This is a genomic window from Streptomyces collinus Tu 365 (genome assembly GCF_000444875.1).
Lineage (GTDB): Bacteria > Actinomycetota > Actinomycetes > Streptomycetales > Streptomycetaceae > Streptomyces > Streptomyces collinus_A.
On record NC_021985.1, the window covers coordinates 1,603,991 to 1,620,217 of the forward strand.

General features: G+C 74.5%; 16 protein-coding genes and 2 pseudogenes. 6 read left to right on the plus strand and 12 right to left on the minus strand.

Features of this window, described 5'->3' with window-relative positions; all coding sequences use genetic code 11:
* Positions 1-64: 64 nt before the first annotated feature.
* From B446_RS06640 to B446_RS06655, 4 genes and pseudogenes are all read right to left on the minus strand, one after another.
* Positions 65-691, minus strand: coding sequence for a YigZ family protein (locus B446_RS06640; protein ID WP_020938652.1), 627 nt, complete (start codon positions 689-691; stop codon positions 65-67).
* 63 nt (positions 692-754) lie between these two features.
* Entirely contained in the window at positions 755-1,354 is a 600-nt protein-coding gene (locus B446_RS06645) for a SixA phosphatase family protein (protein WP_020938653.1), read from the minus strand.
* Positions 1,351-1,692, minus strand: a pseudogene (locus tag B446_RS06650) (hypothetical protein); the annotation flags it as partial. The gene B446_RS06645 and the pseudogene B446_RS06650, both read right to left, overlap by 4 nt.
* A 732-nt stretch (positions 1,693-2,424) precedes the next feature.
* Positions 2,425-2,799: pseudogene (locus B446_RS06655) on the minus strand (hypothetical protein); the annotation flags it as partial.
* Positions 2,800-2,952: 153 nt separating this feature from the next.
* Here B446_RS06655 and B446_RS06660 point away from each other — a divergent pair.
* Both B446_RS06660 and B446_RS06665 read left to right on the plus strand, forming a co-directional pair.
* Positions 2,953-3,360 carry a CoA-binding protein gene (locus B446_RS06660; protein WP_020938655.1) on the plus strand — a complete coding sequence of 136 codons (408 nt, stop codon included), beginning with the start codon at positions 2,953-2,955 and terminating at the stop codon, positions 3,358-3,360.
* A 204-nt stretch (positions 3,361-3,564) separates the two neighbouring features.
* Positions 3,565-5,217 carry an APC family permease gene (locus B446_RS06665; RefSeq protein WP_020938656.1) on the plus strand — a complete coding sequence of 551 codons (1,653 nt, stop codon included), beginning with the start codon at positions 3,565-3,567 and terminating at the stop codon, positions 5,215-5,217.
* Between the two features lie 98 nt (positions 5,218-5,315).
* On the opposite strand, the gene B446_RS06670 is transcribed toward B446_RS06665, so the two are convergent.
* Positions 5,316-5,684, minus strand: coding sequence for an ArsR/SmtB family transcription factor (locus tag B446_RS06670; RefSeq protein WP_020938657.1), 369 nt, complete (start codon positions 5,682-5,684; stop codon positions 5,316-5,318).
* A 65-nt stretch (positions 5,685-5,749) separates the two neighbouring features.
* Here B446_RS06670 and B446_RS06675 point away from each other — a divergent pair, with 65 nt between their 5' ends.
* Entirely contained in the window at positions 5,750-6,847 is a 1,098-nt protein-coding gene (locus B446_RS06675; protein ID WP_043477810.1) for a cation diffusion facilitator family transporter, read from the plus strand.
* A 29-nt stretch (positions 6,848-6,876) separates the two neighbouring features.
* On the opposite strand, the gene B446_RS06680 is transcribed toward B446_RS06675, so the two are convergent.
* Complete coding sequence (locus B446_RS06680) at positions 6,877-7,434, minus strand: YbaK/EbsC family protein (RefSeq protein ID WP_020938659.1); 558 nt, start codon at positions 7,432-7,434, stop codon at positions 6,877-6,879.
* Positions 7,435-7,477: 43 nt separating this feature from the next.
* Entirely contained in the window at positions 7,478-8,050 is a 573-nt protein-coding gene (locus B446_RS06685; RefSeq protein ID WP_020938660.1) for a helix-turn-helix domain-containing protein, read from the minus strand.
* 152 nt (positions 8,051-8,202) lie between these two features.
* On the opposite strand from B446_RS06685, the gene B446_RS06690 reads away from it, so the two are divergent.
* The gene (locus tag B446_RS06690) at positions 8,203-9,060 is read left to right on the plus strand and encodes a DMT family transporter (RefSeq protein WP_043477813.1); all 858 of its coding nucleotides are present in this window, start codon (positions 8,203-8,205) and stop codon (positions 9,058-9,060) included.
* 162 nt (positions 9,061-9,222) lie between these two features.
* On the opposite strand, the gene B446_RS06695 is transcribed toward B446_RS06690, so the two are convergent.
* A complete protein-coding gene (locus tag B446_RS06695; protein WP_020938662.1) occupies positions 9,223-9,987 on the minus strand; it encodes an acyltransferase in 765 nt (254 codons plus the stop codon).
* A 138-nt stretch (positions 9,988-10,125) separates the two neighbouring features.
* Here B446_RS06695 and B446_RS06700 point away from each other — a divergent pair, with 138 nt between their 5' ends.
* Positions 10,126-10,653, plus strand: coding sequence for a gamma carbonic anhydrase family protein (locus tag B446_RS06700; protein WP_020938663.1), 528 nt, complete (start codon positions 10,126-10,128; stop codon positions 10,651-10,653).
* 46 nt (positions 10,654-10,699) lie between these two features.
* On the opposite strand, the gene B446_RS06705 is transcribed toward B446_RS06700, so the two are convergent.
* Positions 10,700-11,353 (minus strand): DedA family protein, encoded by a 654-nt coding sequence (locus B446_RS06705; RefSeq protein WP_020938664.1) that lies wholly within the window; start codon positions 11,351-11,353, stop codon positions 10,700-10,702.
* Positions 11,354-11,751: 398 nt separating this feature from the next.
* Here B446_RS06705 and B446_RS06710 point away from each other — a divergent pair, with 398 nt between their 5' ends.
* On the plus strand, positions 11,752-12,798 hold the full coding sequence (locus tag B446_RS06710) for a lysylphosphatidylglycerol synthase transmembrane domain-containing protein (protein ID WP_419184149.1): 1,047 nt from the start codon (positions 11,752-11,754) through the stop codon (positions 12,796-12,798).
* A gap of 299 nt (positions 12,799-13,097) precedes the next feature.
* Here the strand turns inward: B446_RS06710 and B446_RS06715 are convergent, their stop codons facing one another.
* From B446_RS06715 to B446_RS06725, 3 genes are read right to left on the minus strand one after another with little or no spacing between them, the layout of a single operon-like run.
* Positions 13,098-14,165, minus strand: a complete 1,068-nt coding sequence (locus tag B446_RS06715) for a class I SAM-dependent methyltransferase (RefSeq protein WP_020938666.1) — start codon at positions 14,163-14,165, stop codon at positions 13,098-13,100.
* Complete coding sequence (locus B446_RS06720) at positions 14,162-15,376, minus strand: glycosyltransferase (protein ID WP_020938667.1); 1,215 nt, start codon at positions 15,374-15,376, stop codon at positions 14,162-14,164. The genes B446_RS06715 and B446_RS06720 overlap by 4 nt, the downstream gene beginning before the upstream one ends.
* A complete protein-coding gene (locus tag B446_RS06725; RefSeq protein ID WP_020938668.1) occupies positions 15,373-16,227 on the minus strand; it encodes an alpha/beta fold hydrolase in 855 nt (284 codons plus the stop codon). Before B446_RS06725 ends, B446_RS06720 begins: the two co-directional genes overlap by 4 nt.

Sequence of the window (16,227 nt, forward strand, 5' to 3'; positions counted from 1 at the left end):
CGGCCCCCACTCGGGTGTTATGTCTGATTGGCCGCTTAAGTCACCTATGTGCGTGACGCGAACCTCACGCGTCCCCGTAGGCCTCCCCGCCGAGCTCGAAGCCGGCCGTCCCCGCCGTCACGTCGGCGAGCCAGCCGCGGAACGCGTCCACCTCGGAGTCGGGCAGCCCGATCTCGATCGTGACGGCCTCGCCGTAGCGGACGTCCCGGACCTCGCGCCCGGTGGACCGCAGGTCGTTCTCGACCTTGCCCGCGCGCTGGTGGTCGACGGTCACGGTGGCCAGCCGGAAGCGGCGCCGGGTCAGGGTGCCCAGGACGTCCAGGGCCTCGCCGACCGCGCCGCCGTAGGCGCGGATGAGACCGCCGGCGCCGAGCTTGACGCCGCCGTAGTAGCGGGTGACGACGGCGACGACGTACCGCATCTCGCGGCGCAGCAGCATCTGCAGCATGGGCACGCCCGCGGTGCCGCCCGGCTCGCCGTCGTCGCTGGCCTTCTGCACGGAGGCGTCGGCGCCGATGACGTACGCCCAGCAGTTGTGCGTGGCGTCGGCGTGCTCCTTGCGGACGGCGGCGACGAACTCCTGGGCCTCGCGCTCGGTGGCCGCGGGGGCGAGGGCGCACAGGAAACGGGAGCGGTTGATCTCGATCTCGTGCACGCCCGCGCGGGCGACTGTGCGGTACTCGTCCTGCATTGCGCCAGCCTATGCGAGGGCAGGCCCGCCTCATGATCGCGGTGCCGGCGGCCCTCCGGACCGCTACTCGCCACCCTTGCCGTGTTTGCCGCTCTTGTCTTTCTTGTCACCCTTGTCGCTGTCGGCGTGCTTCCCTCGGGGCACGGCGAACGACGTCAGCAGGGCCGCGCCCGGGGCGAGGGCGGGCCAGCCGGTGCCGCGCCAGGCCAGCACGGCGATCGCGCAGGTCGGGAACTTCACGCCGACCCGCTCGACCGTGTCGTCCAGACCGCCGCCGGCCAGTCGCAGGACCAGCTCCTGGAGGCCCGGGTTGTGCCCGACGAGCAGCAGTGTCTCCACCTCGCGGGGCACCTCGTGCACGACGTCGAGCAGGTCCGGCACGTCGGCCGCGTACAGCCGCCGGTCGTAGCGCACCGGCGGTGGCGTGCCCCACTGCGCGGCGGCCAGCTCCCAGGTACGGCGGGCGCGCACGGCGGTGGAGCACAGGGCGAGGTCGGGCAGGGCGTCGCTCTCGGCGAGGAACCGTCCGGCGGCCGGAGCGTCGCGCAGGCCGCGCGGCGCGAGCGGACGCCGGTGGTCGACGACCCCCTCGGGCCACGCGGACTTGGCGTGCCGCAGGACGACCAGCCGGCGCAGCGGGCCCGCGCCCGCCCGCTCGATCACGGGAGGCTCCCCAGGTCGCGGGCGAGGTCGAGGGCGAGCAGCCGGTCCGCGTACACGTACGTCTCGAACCGGGCCCCGTCGGGCAGCCCCGGCGCGTCCGCCACGTCCCGCAGCACGGCCAGCACCCCGGGCAGGTCGAGATCGTCCTCCCAGGCCGCCCGCAGCCGCACCCGTACCTCCTCGGGCACCGGCCGGGACGGCTGCCGGGACCACCCGGCGACCGCGCGCCGCCACCCGGCCAGCGTCCGCGCGGCCTCCGCGAGACGGGCAGCGTCCAGCCGCACCGGCGTCCCGCGCGGCACGGACAGGAGACTCAGGCGCAGGGCGGTGGGGTCGGCGAGGAGCGCCGCGAGGTCGCCGGGCGTCATGTCGCCCGGATCGGCGGCGGACGCGGTCGGGCCACCGCCGGACGGTGCGGCGTCCCGGGTGGCGAGCCCTGCGGGCCCGGCCGAGCCATCCCCAGGCGGCGCGGCATCCGAGGCGGCTGGACCGGCGGACGCGGCCGACTCGCCCCCAGGCGGCACCACATCCGGCGCAGGAAGACCCGCGGGCCCAGCCGAGCCACCCCCAGGCGGCACGACATCCGGCGCAGGAAGACCGGCGGACGCGGCCGAGCCGCCATCCCCAGGCGGCACGACATCCGGAGCGGAGAGACCGCCGGACCCGGCCGAGCCGCCATCCCCAGGCGGCACGACATCCGGAGCGGAGAGACCGGCGGGCCCAGCCGGGCCGTCGCCAGGCGGCGCGTCGTCCGAGGCGGCCGGGCCGGCGGGCGGGACCGGGCCTCCGGCGGATCTTCGTCCGTCCGCCTCCCCCGGGTCGCCGTCGGCCGCGTCACTCCCACCGCCGACCGGGCGCGCCTCACCGCCCGCCGCCCGCGTGTCGGCACCGCCCGCCGGCGCCTTCCCGCCGCCCGCCGCCCGCGCGCCGGCACCGCCCGCCGGCGCCTTCCCGCCGCCCGCCGCCCGCGCGCCGGCGTCGACCGCCGGCGCCTTCCCGCTGGCCGGCCCCGCCTCGCCGTCGGCCACGGGCGGCCCACCGGCGACCGTGTCCGCCTCCCTCCGAGCCGCCGCCCCGGCCCAGATCACCGGTGCCACGGCGAGGAGGGGACCCGCGCCCGGCGGGTCCGGGGCGTCCTGGGCCACCACGTGGATCACCTGCGCCTCGCCGAGGCCCGACGCGACGTCGCGGCCGTCCTCGAAGGGGCGGATGGCCAGGGTGGTGGCGGCCGCGCGCAGCTCGGCCGGCCGGTGCGGGGCGGTGAGTATCGCCCACACGGGGGTGCCGCCGAGTTCCAGGGCCCGGACCAGGAGGTCGGTGGTGAGGAGCACGCGCAACGCCGTCGGGTCGAGGCCGGAGGCGTACGCCTCGATGCGGGTCAGGCCGCGGCGGGCGGGCGCGGCGGGGGCGGGCTCACCGGTTCGGGCGTCGAGGATGCGCAGCACGGCCCGAGCGTAGGCGTGCGGGCGGCCGTACGCGGGCACCTTGCGCCGATTCCGGTCACCGTGGCGGGGTACCGGGGGGAATCCGCACCTGTCGGGCGCTGTTGGGACGACGACAGATTCCCGCGCGTTCCCGCGCAACCGGAGGAGGCAGCCGTGTACGGCGACGAAGCGACGATCCGCAGGATCCTGACCGAGCTGGGTGACACCTGGGCGGTGGTCGGCCTGTCGTCGAACCGGAACCGGGCCGCGTACGGGGTGGCGCAGGTGCTCCAGCGGTTCGGCAAGCGGGTCGTGCCCGTGCACCCCAAGGCGGAGACCGTGCACGGCGAGCAGGGGTACGCGTCGCTCGCGGACATCCCCTTCGCGGTGGACGTGGTGGACGTCTTCGTCAACAGCGAGCTCGCGGGCGCGGTGGCCGAGGAGGCCGTAGGGAAGGGCGCGAAGGGGGTCTGGTTCCAGCTCGGCGTGGTCGACGAGGCGGCCTGGGAGCGCACCCGGGCGGCAGGGCTGGACATGGTAATGGACCGGTGCCCGGCCATCGAAATTCCACGCCTCGGCTAGCGTGTCTCACTGTCTTCATCACAATTCACCGCTGAATATTGACATTCCGCTCTAGTGTCTGACCTGTGAAGAGACCGTTCCCAAGACAGGCAAGATCCTGGGTCAAATTTTCGGAAACAGTCTTCTGTAAGCACGGAAAGCTTTCCTAGCCTGTGGCGTCCTTGCTCGTTAATCCTGCGTTTACGATCTGAGAGGCCACTTGACATGGCGAAAGTCGACCATGCCGCGCCCATAGCCGCGAAGGACCAGAGCGGCGGCCCAGGCGGCGGCCTGCGCCGCGACGTCGGCCTGATCGGTCTGATGTGGGCCTCCGTGGGTTCCATCATCGGTTCCGGCTGGCTGTTCGGCGCCGAGAAGGCGGTCGTGGTGGCGGGCCCCGCGGCGATCATCTCGTGGGTGATCGGCGCGGTGGCCATCGTGCTGCTGGCGCTCGTGCACGCCGAACTCGGCGGCATGTTCCCGGTGGCCGGCGGCACGGCCCGCTACCCGCACTACGCCTTCGGCGGCCTGGCCGGCATGTCCTTCGGCTGGTTCTCCTGGCTCCAGGCCGCGACGGTCGCGCCGATCGAGGTCGAGGCCATGATCGGCTACGCCAAGCACTGGCAGTGGGCCGAAGGGCTGCAGCGCGCCAACGGCACACTCACGACCAGCGGCATCGTCGTCGCCGTCGTCCTGATGGCCGTCTTCGTCGCGGTCAACTTCCTCGGCGTCCGGGTCCTCGCCCACACCAACAGCGCCGCCACCTGGTGGAAGATCGCCGTCCCCCTCGCGGCGATCTTCATCATCGCCATCGGCAACTTCCACATGGGCAACTTCACCTCGGAGGGCTTCGCGCCCTTCGGCGCCAAGGGCGTCCTCGCCGCCATCAGCTCCAGCGGCATCATCTTCGCCCTGCTCGGCTTCGAGCAGGCGATCCAGCTCGCCGGCGAGAGCCGCAACCCCAAGCGCGACCTGCCCCGCGCGACCCTCGGTTCGGTCGCCATCGGCTCGGTGATCTACATCCTGCTCCAGGTCGTCTTCATCGTCGCCCTGCCGCACAGCTCCTTCGCGCACGGCTGGGGCAAGCTCGACTTCCCGGGCATCAGCGGCCCCTGGGCCGGTCTGGCCACCGTGGTGGGCCTCGGCTGGCTGGGCTTCGTCCTGTACGCCGACGCGATCATCTCCCCCGGCGGCACCGGCCTGATCTACACCACCGCCACCTCCCGCATCTCCTACGGCCTGGCCAAGAACGGCTACGCCCCGAAGGTGTTCGCCAAGACGGACTCGCGCGGCGTGCCGTGGTTCGGTCTCGTCATCTCGTTCGTGACCGGCGTGATCTGCTTCCTGCCGTTCCCGAGCTGGCAGGAGCTGGTCAGCTTCATCACCTCCGCGAGCGTCCTGATGTACGCGGGCGCGCCCCTGGCGTACGGCGTCTTCGCCGACCGCCTGCCGCACCACGAGCGCCCGTACCGCCTGCCCTTCGGCAAGGTCATCTCGCCGCTGTCCTTCGTGGTCGCCAACCTGATCATCTTCTGGTCGGGCTGGGACACCCTGTGGCGCCTTGGCTTCGCCATCCTGATCGGCTACGTGCTGCTCGGCTCCTACGCCTGGTACGCCATCCGCAAGAACCTGCCCGACGCGCCCCGGCTGGACTTCAAGGCCGCGCAGTGGCTGCCGCCCTACCTGGCCGGCCTCGGCGTGATCTCCTACCTGAGCACCTTCGGCGGCGACGGCACCATCCCGCTGTGGTGGGACATCCTGGTCGTCGCGGTGTTCTCGCTCGGCATCTACTACTGGGCCAAGGCCACCGCGTCGAAGCCCGAGGCGATCGAGCGCAGCATCGACGAGGTCGTGGTCACGGACGCTCCGGCGCACTGACCGCTCACGACCGCTGACGGTGTCCCGTCGGCCCCGGCACTGCGCCGCGGCCGGCGGGACACCGTCGTCATGAGGGGCTGTTCCCGCCGCTCAGACGCTCAGGAGGTCTCCGTCGCGCCGCCCCGCTCGGCCAGGCGGTGGTCGGCCACCTTCAGGGCCTCGACGACCAGGCGCCGCAGATGGCCGTCGCGCAGCGCGTAGACCACGCGGCGGCCCTCCTTGCGGGTGGTCACCAGACCCGCGAGGCGCAGCCGGGCCAGGTGCTGGCTGACGGCGGGGCGGGCGGCGGCGCACGCCTCGGTGAGGGTGGTCACGTCCGCCTCGCCGGCCGTCAGGGCGTGCAGCAGGGTGAGCCGGGTGCGGTCGCCGAGCAGGGCGAGGAGTTCGGCGGCGACGGCGAACTGGGTGTCGCCCGGGGTGCGCGGCTGCGCATGATGCGCAGGTGATAGGTGCATGCGTGCGCTCATACGCACATAATGGCTTCGTGGGCGCCCACGCGTCCACCTCCCGGCACCACCGGAAGGGGATCCACGTGAGCGAGCGGCACACGCACCACCCGAGTGGCGGGCACCGGCATCACCACGGGCGCACGCCCCACGGCCACGGCGACAACCACGGCCACGGCCACACCTCCCCCCGTTCACCCGGTGTCCGGCACCGGCTGGCCCATCTCCTCACCCCCCACTCGCACGCGAGCGCCGACAAGGTGGACGCCGCACTGGAGTCCTCGGCGCGCGGGATGCGCGCGCTGTGGGTGTCGCTGGCCGTGCTGGGCGCGACCGCGCTGGTCCAGGCGGTGGTGGTCGTCGTCTCGGGTTCGGTGGCGCTGCTCGGGGACACCGTGCACAACGCGGTGGACGCGCTGACCGCCGTGCCGCTGGGCATCGCGTTCGTGCTGGGCCGGCGGGCGGCCACCCGGCGGTTCACCTACGGCTACGGGCGGGCCGAGGACCTCGCGGGTCTGGTGATCGTGCTGACCGTCGCCGCCTCCGCCGCGTTCGCCGCCTGGGCGGCCGCCGGGCGGCTGCTCGACCCGCGTCCGGTCGCGCACGTGCCCGCGGTCGCGGCGGCCGCGCTCGCGGGGTTCGCGGGCAACGAGTGGGTGGCCCGGTACCGGATGAGGGTGGGCCGGGAGATCGGCTCGGCCGCGCTGGTCGCCGACGGTCTGCACGCCCGTACGGACGGGTTCGCCTCGCTCGCCGTGCTGCTCGGCGCGGGCGGATCGGCCCTGGGGTGGCGCTACGCCGACCCGGTCGTGGGCCTGGCGATCACCGCGGCGATCGTGCTGGTGCTGCGGGACGCCGCGCGGGAGGTGGTCCGGCGGGTGCTGGACGCCGTCGACCCGGCCTTGGTGGACCGGGCCGAGGCGGCGGTGCGGACGGTGCCGGGCGTGCGCGAGGTGGGCGAGCTGCGGCTGCGGTGGATCGGGCACCGGCTGCGGGCCGAGCTCGCGGTCGTGGTCGACGGCGAGGCCACGGTGCGGCGGGCGCACGGGATCGCGGTCGAGGCCGAGCACGCCCTGCTGCACGCCGTGCCGGGACTGACGGCCGCCCTGGTGCACGCGGACCCGGCCCCGGCGCCGGGCGAACGGGACCCGCATCTGGCGCTGGCCCACCATCTGACGGCCTGAGCGCAGACGCCCCCGGGCCCGGCCAGGGCTCAGGCGGCCCCGAGCCCTTCGATCACCTCGGCGCCCGGGAGTTCCGCGAGCGCCTTGCCCGGGATCAGCAGCTTGCCGCGCCTGCGCCCGCTGCCCACGAGGACGTAGGGCAGATCGGCGACGGCCGCGTCCACCAGCAGCGGCCAGCCGTCGGGCAGCCCCACCGGCGTGATGCCGCCGTACTCCATGCCGGTCTCGCCGGTCGCCGTGTCCATGGGTGCGAAGGATGCCTTGCGGGCGCCGAGCCGGCGGCGCACCGCGCCGTTGACGTCGACGCGGGTGGTGGACAGCACCAGGCACGCCGCGAAGCTGGTCTCGCCGCCCCGCTTGCCCGCGACCACCACGCAGTTGGCGGACGTGCCCAGCAGGTCGCGGCCGTAGTGCTCGACGAAGACGGCCGTGTCGGCCCAGCGCGGGTCGGTGTCGACGTAGACGATCCGGTCGGCGGGAACGCTGCCGCGCCAGTGGCGTACGGCGTCGGCGACGGGGGCGACCAGCTCGTCCAGGCACTCGGGGGCGGGGACGGCGGTGTCGAATTCTCCGATGGGTGCGCGCATGGCCGCACGCTAACAAGGCCGCGCCGCCCGCCGTAGCCGTGTCTCAGCTCACGGGCGGCACCGAGACCGCCATCACCATCTCCATCGGGACGTCCCCGGCGTTGGCGTACACGTGCGGGATGTTGGCCTCGAACGAGGCGCTCGCGCCGGCCGGTACGCGGTACTCCTCGCCGTCCACGGTGAGGGCCAGCTCGCCGGCGGTGACGTGGACCAGTTCGACCGTGCCTCCGGGGTGCGGTTCGGAGGTGCTGCGCTCGCCCGGCATCAGCCGCCAGTCCCACATCTCCAGCGGGCCCGGGGCCTCGGTGCCGGCGAGCAGCCGGTTGTAGCTGCCGGCCTCGGTGTGCCACAGCCGTACCGCGCGCTCGGCGGGGACGACGCGGACCTTCGGGCCGCGCTCGTAGTCGAGCAGGGTGGTGACGCTGACGCCGAGCGCGTCGCCGATCTTGACGACGGTGCCGATGCTCGGGTTGGTGCGGGCCTGCTCGATCTGGATGAGCATGCCGCGGCTGACACCGGCCCGGGCGGCGAGCACGTCCAGGGTGAAGCCGCGCACCGCGCGCCAGTGCTTCACGTTGCGCGCCAGGGACTGGGTCAGGAGTTCGAGGTCCGACACGTTCCGTCCGGTTCCGTCCAGTAGCGGGAGTGGGGCTGACGAGAGAACAGGGAAGTGAGCTGTGGGTGAATTATTTTGCTCGACGTAGTTCACTGGAACGAACTACGGTGGGATGCACCCGCTCGTTCACCGAACTGTACTGCGAGGCAGCCGTGACCGCGTTCTTCGCCCTGACCACGAGCCTGCTGTGGGGTCTGGCCGACTTCGGCGGCGGGCTGCTGACGCGACGCGCGCCCGCACTGACGGTGGTGGTCGCCTCCCAGGCGATCGCCGCCGCCGTACTCGGTGTCCTCGTGGTCGCCACCGGGGGCTGGAGCGAGGCGGGCCCGCGCCTGTGGTTCGCGGTCGCCGCCGGCCTGGCCGGTCCGGTCGCCCTGCTCTCCTTCTACAAGGCCCTGGCGCTGGGCCCGATGGGGGTGGTGTCTCCGCTGGCGACCCTGAGCGTCGCCGTCCCGGTGGGGGTGGGCCTGGTGCTGGGCGAGCGCCCGGGGACCGTGCAGGTCGCCGGCATCGCGGTCGCCGTCACGGGCGTCGTCCTCGCGGGCGGGCCGCAGCTGCGCGGCGCACCGGTGCAGCGGCGCACGATCCTGCTCACCTTGGTCGCGGCGCTGGGCTTCGGCACGGTGTTCGCGCTGATCGCGGAGGCCTCGACGACGGTCACCGGCCTGTTCCTGTCGCTGTTCGTACAGCGGGTGACGAGCGTCGCGGCGGGCGGCGCGGCCCTGTACGCCTCGGTGCGGCGCGGCACCCCTGCCCTGCCCGAGGGCGGTCGGGTGCGGTCCTCGCTGCCGGCGCTGGGCTTCGTGGGGCTCGCGGACGTGGCGGCCAACGGCACGTACGCGGTCGCCGCCCAGCACGGCCCGGTCACCGTGGCGGCGGTGCTGGCCTCGCTCTATCCGGTGGTCACCGCGCTGGCCGCACGCGGTTTCCTCAGCGAGCGGCTGCGCGCGGTCCAGGCCGCGGGGGCCGGACTCGCGCTGGTCGGGACGCTGCTGCTGGCGACCGGCTGACGCGGCCGTCGGCCGCCAGATGGTGGCTCAGCCGTCGGGCACCAGGCTCTCTGCTCAGCCGTCGCCCACCAAGCCGGCGGCTCTGCCGTCGGCAACCCAGCCGGCGGCTCAATCGTCCGCCACCGAGCCGGCGGCTGAATCGTCCGCCACCGAGCCGGCGGCTCAGCCGTCGGCCTCCAGGCGGGCCAGTTGCTCGGCGCCCTCCTCGTCCAGCTCGGCCAGCGCCCTCAGCTGCTCCGGGGTGATCCCGTCCGGCAGCGGCACCGGCGCCGGGGTCCGCAGCGGTGGCTGCCAGCCGTCGTCGGGGGTCCAGCGCCGTACGACCCGGGCGGGCGCGCCCGCCACCACGGCGTGGTCGGGCACGGTCCCGCGCACCACGGCACCCGCCGCCACGACCACGTTCCGGCCGATCCGGGCGCCGGGCAGGATCACCGCGCCGGTGCCGATCCAGCAGCCCGGGCCGATCTCCACCGGCTCCATGCGCGGCCACTGCCGGCCGATGGGCTCGTGCGGGTCGTCGTAGGAGTGGTTGGTGGAGGTGACGTAGACGTACGGGCCGAAGTAGCAGTCGCTGCCGATCGTGACCGTGGTGTCGGCGATGACGTGGCTGCCCCGGCCGAGCACGACGCCGTCGCCGATGCGCAGGATCGGGTCGGGGCCGAGGTCCAGGTCCGGCATCAGCCCGGCGGTCAGGGTGACCTGCTCGGCGATGATGCAGTGGGAGCCGAGGTGGATCCAGGGTTCGCCGAAGACCGTGCCGAGCGGGAAGGCCAGCCGGGTGGCCTCGCCGATCGAGCCGAAGCGGAGGCCGCCGGGGTTCTCGGCGGACACCGAACCGGTGCGCTGCACCCACGCCCAGGCCGCGTGGACGGCGCGCTGCGCTACGCGGCCCCGCCACGATGAGAACGTGTTCTTGCTCTTCGGCACGGGCTCAAGTTACTCGGCGGGAGCCTCCGGCATGAGGGCGGGCTGCTGTGATCTTTGCCCTACCGGTGTCGTACGGTGCGGGAGACGTGTGGTGCGCAGCACGTGAGGTGCGGGGCACCGGTGACGCGAGGAGAGCTGATGACGCACAAGGCGATGATCGTGGGCTTCGGCGGCAAGGACCCCCGGCTCGACGGTGAGGTGTTCGTGGCGCCCACGGCATCGGTGATCGGGGACGTGACGCTCCGCACGGGCGTCAGCGTCTGGTACGGCGCGGTGCTGCGCGGTGACGTCGAGAGCATCGAGGTCGGCGCCAGCAGCAACGTGCAGGACAACTGCACCCTGCACGCCGATCCCGGGTTCCCGGTGCGGGTCGGGGAGCGGGTGTCCATCGGTCACAACGCCGTGGTGCACGGGGCGACCGTGGAGGACGACTGCCTCGTCGGGATGGGCGCGACCGTGCTCAACGGCGCCGTGATCGGGGCCGGTTCGCTGGTGGCCGCGCAGGCGCTGGTGCCGCAGGGAATGGTCGTTCCGCCGGGGTCGCTGGTGGCGGGGGTGCCCGCGAAGGTGAAGCGGGCGCTGTCGGAGGAGGAGCGGCAGGGGGTCACCCTCAACGGCACCATGTACGCCGAGCTGGGCAAGGCGCACCGCGGGGTGCACGAGTAACGGGGTGCACGGGCAGCGGGGTGCACGGGTAGCGGGGCCCGCGGCCTTACTCCCCGGCACCCACCGGCTCTGCCTCGGGCTGGTCCTGCCGCTCGAGCTGGGCCTTCTTGGCACGGCGCTTGATGACCAGCGCGGACGCCAGGCCGATCAGGACCGCGGCCGCCAGACCCACGTACGAGAAGCGCTTGAGCCAGTCCTCGGCGACGACGCCGACGTAGTAGATGACCGCCGTGGTGCCGCCGGCCCAGCAGATGCCGCCGAGGACGTTGGCGATCAGGAACTTCCAGTACGGCATCTGCAGCACGCCCGCGAGGGGGCCGGCGAAGATGCGCAGCAGGGCGACGAAACGGCCGAAGAAGACCGCCCACATGCCCCACTTCTCGAAGGAGCGCTCGGCGGTGGCGACATGGCCCTCGCTGAAGTGCTTCGGGAACTTCGCGCCCAGCCAGGCCAGCATCGGGCGGCCGCCCTTGCGGCCGATCGCGTAGCCGATGGAGTCGCCGATCACGGCTCCGGCGGTCGCGCACACGCCGAGCACGACGGGGTTGACGCCGGTGTGCTGGGAGGACATGAGGGCCGCCGAGACCAGGACGATCTCACCCGGCAGCGGGATGCCCAGACTCTCCAGGCCGATCACCACGCCGACCACGGCGTAGACCGCGGCCGCGGGCACCGTGTCGAGCCATTCCTGCACGTGCACCGCGGGTACCTCCCCTGTCACCGTTCCTGACCACCCGGGCGTGGCTTGCGCAGCGCGCCCCCTGGGAAGGCTACCTGGTCGGCTGTGCACGGCGGTTTCCGCGCACGCGCCCCGCGGCACCGCCCCGCCCTCGCTCCGTCGGTTCCCGGCCACCCCGGTGTCACGCGGGAGGGGAAGGCTCCCGGAGGTTTCGCCGCTCCGCCTCCCCCCGGCCCCTGTCCAGGGTCCCGCCGCGGAAGGACGACTTCCCCGTGTCCTCACTGTCTCCGCTCACTCCGCCCTCTCCACCCGCGCTGCCCCCGGGGGCGACTCCGTCATCGGTGGCGGCACGGCCACCGGGGGCCTCGGTGCCTCGGTCGACGGCGGCGTCGCCCCCGCCGGACCCGCGGCACCGGCCGGTGACGGCGGACCCTCCGGCGGCCCCGGACCACCCGGTGGCGGGCGGCCCCGCACCGGATTCCTCGCCGCGCTCGCCCGGTCCCCTGCCCGAGGCGCGGGTGCGCCGGGGCTCGCTCATGGCGGCCCGGCCGGTCCGGCTCGCCCTGTGTCTGGCGCCCCTGCTGCTCGCCGGGGGCTGGGCCCTGGCCAACCGGCCCGTGGCGTACGAGGGCGTCGTACGCCTGACCGCCGCGGACCCCTGGTGGCTGCTGGCGGGGGCCGCGGTCACCTGCCTGACCTGGGTGGCCGCCGCGTGCTGCCGGCAGGGCGCGCTGCCGGACCGGCTGCCTCCGGGGCTGCTGCTGGCCTCGCAGTTCGCGGCGGGCGCGGCGAACCACGCCCTGCCGGGCGGCCTGGGCGCGCACGCCGTCACCCTGCGCTTCCTGCGCACCCGCGGGGTGCCGCTGTCCCGGGCGACCGCCTCGATCGGCCTCTACTCCCTGGCCAGATGTCTCGCCAGGAGTTTGGTTCTGCTGCTGTTCCTGGCGTGCACGCCCGCCCGGCAGCGGCTGGGCGATGTGCTGCCGGACGGCCGCCTGGTGCCTACGGCCGCCGCGGCGGGCGGTGTGCTGGCCGTGACGGGGCTGGTCGTGATGACCGTACGACCGCTGCGGCGCCCGGTGACGCGGATCATCGGGGGTGCCCTCGCCGACGCACGGGAGGTGCACGGGCGGCCCTCCCGGGTGCTGGCGCTTTGGGGCGGGGCGGTCGCGATGCCTCTGGTGCAGGCGGGGGTGCTGGTGTGCGTGGGGGCTTCGCTGGACCTGGGGCTGCCGTGGCACCACGTGGTCCTCGCCCACCTGGCGGCCGGCACCGCGGTCGGCGCGGTCCCGTCGCCCGGCGGTCTCGCGGTGGACGCGGCCCTGGTGTGGACGCTGGTCGCCTTCGGCGGCTCGCCCGCCCTGGCCACCGCGACCGTGATCGGCTACCGCCTCCTGACCGACTGGCTCCCCCTGCTGCCGGGCGCCCTGGTCCTGTCGGCACTGATCCGCGCGGAGGTGCTGTGAGGGGGCGCTCGCGGCGGGGCGCCCGGGAGGTGGGGCGTCACTCCCCCGAGCGATGCGTTCGTCCCCCGAGCGGTCGGGAAGCGGCGTCGCGATCCGGACGGGCCGGCGTCCGGCCCGCCGCGACCGGCCGACGCGCACGGTCGCTCTCGCTCGGCGCCCACGGGGTGGAGCCACTAGGCGGTGCGCATCGCGCAAGCCACGACAGCGGGCCGGTCGCTGAACCCTGAACCGGCCCGGCAGTGCCGCTGGTCGAAGGGGCCGAGGCAACCCCGCCCCCCCGAAGCCGCGCGCAGCGCTCCTCACTCTCGCCGGGCCACCAGGCGGTACGCGTTGCTCAGGCCGAGGGGTTCGGCGAGGGGGCGGATCGCCAAGCGGTCCAGGAGGGTTGCCGTGAGGAGGGCGGGGATGCCGGCCAGCAGGAGGGCGGTGCGGGCGGCGCGGCGCAGGGCCCCTGGGGGTTCGGGCAGCCAGGGTGCGTCCTCGCGCGGGGCGGCGTGGTCGAGGGCCAGCCATACGGCGGCGAGCAGGTCGACGGGGTCGTGCGGCTCGGCGTGCTGTTCGGCGACGACGGTGAAGCCGAGCGCGGTCAGCCGCTGCCGCAGGTTGGCGACGGGGACGAAGTGCAGGTGCTGCGGCTGGAGCCAGGGCAGCCACCAGCGGCCGAGCAGGCGGGCGTAACGGCTCTCCGGGTCCGGGACCTCGATGAGCAGGTGGCCGCCGGGGCGTACGACCTCGTGGGCGGCCCGGAGTTCCCGCTCCGGGTCGGTGCTGTGCTCCAGGTAGTGGAACATGCTCACCACGTCGTACCGGGCGGCCAGTTCGGGCGCGAGGTCGGGGAAGGCGCCGCGGTAGGCGTGTGCCACCCTGCCCTCGCGGGCGGCGAGTTCGACGCCGTCGGTGAAGTCGAGGCCGTCGAACGTGGTGCCGGGCAGGACGGCTCGGGCGGCCTCGCAGAAGTGGCCATGGCCGGTGCCGACGTCGAGCCAGTTCTTCGGGGTGGGGTCGTGGGGCGCCATCGCCTCGGCCCGGCCCCGGTACATCGCGGTGCGGCCGCCGAACGTCCCGCTCATGCGCTGTTCGCCGAGGCCGTCGTAGAAGTCGCGGTAGTAGAAGTCCAGTCCCTCCGGCGTCAGTCGGGGGTTCTGGAAGACGTGGCCGCAGTCCGCGCAGCGGTCGAGGGTGAAGTGGCCCGGCTTGTGCTGGAGCAGGTCGGTGGTGCGCAGCCGGACCGCCAGCCGGGCGGAGCCGCACCAGGGACAGGCGGTGCTCCGGGTGCCGAAGAAGCGGTCGGTGCCGCCGGCCAGGTCGGCGCGGTAGGCGGGCCGCAGGGCGGCGATCCGCTCGGCGTTCTTGCCGGGTTCGCTCATCGGCCCTCCTCGGTCCGTCGTGCGCCGCTGTCGGCCGCCAGTCGTTCGAGGTGGGCGGCGGCCGCCCGGGCCCCGCCCGCCGCGCGGAACGCGGTGCGCACCCGGGCGGCGGCGGCCCGGTGGACGCGGTCGTACAGGACGTGGTCGAGGGCCTCGCCCAGCCGATGCGCGGTGACTCTGCCGAACCTGACCCGGACCCCGGCACCGGCGTCCACGACCTGCGCGGCCACCACGGGCTGGTCGTCGCGGATGGGCGCCACGACGAGCGGGACACCGTGCCAGAGCGCCTCGCACACCGTGTTGTGCCCGGCGTGGCAGACGACCGCGTCCATCCGCTCCAGCAGCGGGAGTTGAGGTACGGACGGCAGGATCAGCACATCCTTGTCCGCCTCGCCCGGGTCGCCGTCGGGCAGCGTGCCGCCCGGGTCGACGAGCACCGCCTGCACCCGGTCGGCGCGCTCGCGCAGGGCGGCGCGGCACTCCGCGAGGAAGCGGTCGCCCGCGTCGGCGTTGGCCGTGCCCAGGGTGACGAGGACCTTCACCCGGCCGGGGTCGAGCCACTCCCAGGGGAAGCAGGGCCCGGCCGGGCGGTCGGCGAGGGACGGTCCGACGTAGTGGATGCGTGACCCCAACGGAGCCTGCGGACCGATGAGTTCGGGCGTGCTGAAGATCAGGAGCAGATGGGGCGAGTAACGCGGGTCGGCGGTCCCGGCCGGGTCACCGATCCGGGCGCGCAGCTCGGCCAGGCGCTCGCCCAGCCATTCGGCGACCCTGGGCAGCCCGTCATAGGCACCGGCGAACTCGGCCGAGGTGGTGGCGGAGGTCGCCCAGGGCAGGCCCAGGCGTTCGGCCACCAGGGCACCGGCGAACGCCTGCTGGTCCACGACCAGGACGTCGGGGCGGAAGTCCGTGACGGCGGCGTGGACGCCGGGGGCCATCGCGTCGGCGAGCGGCACCAGGTACCGCTCCCACAGGAACCTCAGCGCCTCCGCGCCGCGCAGCTCGGGCGGCCGTACGGCGCCGTCGACGCCCGGCACCGGACCCGCGCAGGCGTGGACGTGGGCGTCCCGGCCGGCGAGCCGGCGCACCAGCGACGCGTCGGCGCACGCCCAGGCCACCCGGTGTCCCCGCGCGGCGAGCCGTGCGGCGACTCCGACGGCCGGATTGACGTGCCCGACCAGCGGCGGGACGACGAACAGGAACCGGCTCACCGCGCCCCCGCCCCGGCCTCCGCCGCGGAGCCGGGCCCGGCCCCCGCCCCTGCCCCGGCGCCCTCGACGGAGCGGATCAGGTCCAGGACGTGGCCGCCGACCGTGCCGGGTGCCTCCACCAGCACCGAGTGCTCGTGGCCCGGGAGCACGACCGGCCGGAAGTCCGTGAGCAGCCGCCGCTTCAGCGGTACCAGGTCCACCAGGTCCGAGTCGCCGCCGTACACGCCGAGGACCGGACAGCGTACGGCCGTGATCCGCGCCTCGGTCAGCACTCGGCTGGCGGGGATGTCGCGGCCCAGGGTGGTCTCGCGGGCGAGCCGGGCGGCGCTCTTGGCCAGCCGGGCGGTGTTGTGGCCGCGGTGGGTGACGATCCAGGCGAGGGCGTCGGGCTCGTTGTGCGCGAGCTGGGTGACCACGCGGCGCAGGATGCCGCCCATCTTCGCCGCCCAGGCGGCGGTCGCCGGTTCGGACTCGATCAGGGTGAGGCTGGCGGTGCGCTCGGGCCTGCGGGCGGCGAGGCCGAAGGCGATGGTGCCGCCGTAGGAGTTGCCGACGAGGTGCACGGGCCCGCTGATCCCCAGCCGGTCCAGGAGCGTCTCCAGGTCGTCGATGTTGTGGTCGAGGGTGTAGCCGCGCGGCGGGCGTTCACTGCGGCCGTGCCCGCGCAGGTCGTACATGACGACGTCGAGGCCGGCCGCCGCGAAGGCGGGGGCGACGGTGAAGTAGTAGCTGGCCAGGCTGTCGGTGAGCAGCCCGTGCACGAGGACGACGGTGGCGTGCGGCGTGCGCCCGTCCCCCGGGCCCATGCGCTGGACGTGCAGCCGGATCCCGCCGGCGTCGATCATCGCCAT

What these genes read in the sequence shown, in the direction of transcription:
- B446_RS06700 (WP_020938663.1), top strand. Translation starts at nt 10,126, where the DNA reads ATGACGCACAAGGCGATGATCGTGGGCTTCGGCGGCAAGGACCCCCGG.
- B446_RS06665 (WP_020938656.1), top strand. Translation starts at nt 3,565, where the DNA reads ATGGCGAAAGTCGACCATGCCGCGCCCATAGCCGCGAAGGACCAGAGC.
- B446_RS06640 (WP_020938652.1), bottom strand. Translation starts at nt 691, where the DNA reads ATGCAGGACGAGTACCGCACAGTCGCCCGCGCGGGCGTGCACGAGATC.
- B446_RS06725 (WP_020938668.1), bottom strand. Translation starts at nt 16,227, where the DNA reads ATGGCGATGATCGACGCCGGCGGGATCCGGCTGCACGTCCAGCGCATG.
- B446_RS06670 (WP_020938657.1), bottom strand. Translation starts at nt 5,684, where the DNA reads ATGAGCGCACGCATGCACCTATCACCTGCGCATCATGCGCAGCCGCGC.
- B446_RS06715 (WP_020938666.1), bottom strand. Translation starts at nt 14,165, where the DNA reads ATGAGCGAACCCGGCAAGAACGCCGAGCGGATCGCCGCCCTGCGGCCC.
- B446_RS06680 (WP_020938659.1), bottom strand. Translation starts at nt 7,434, where the DNA reads ATGCGCGCACCCATCGGAGAATTCGACACCGCCGTCCCCGCCCCCGAG.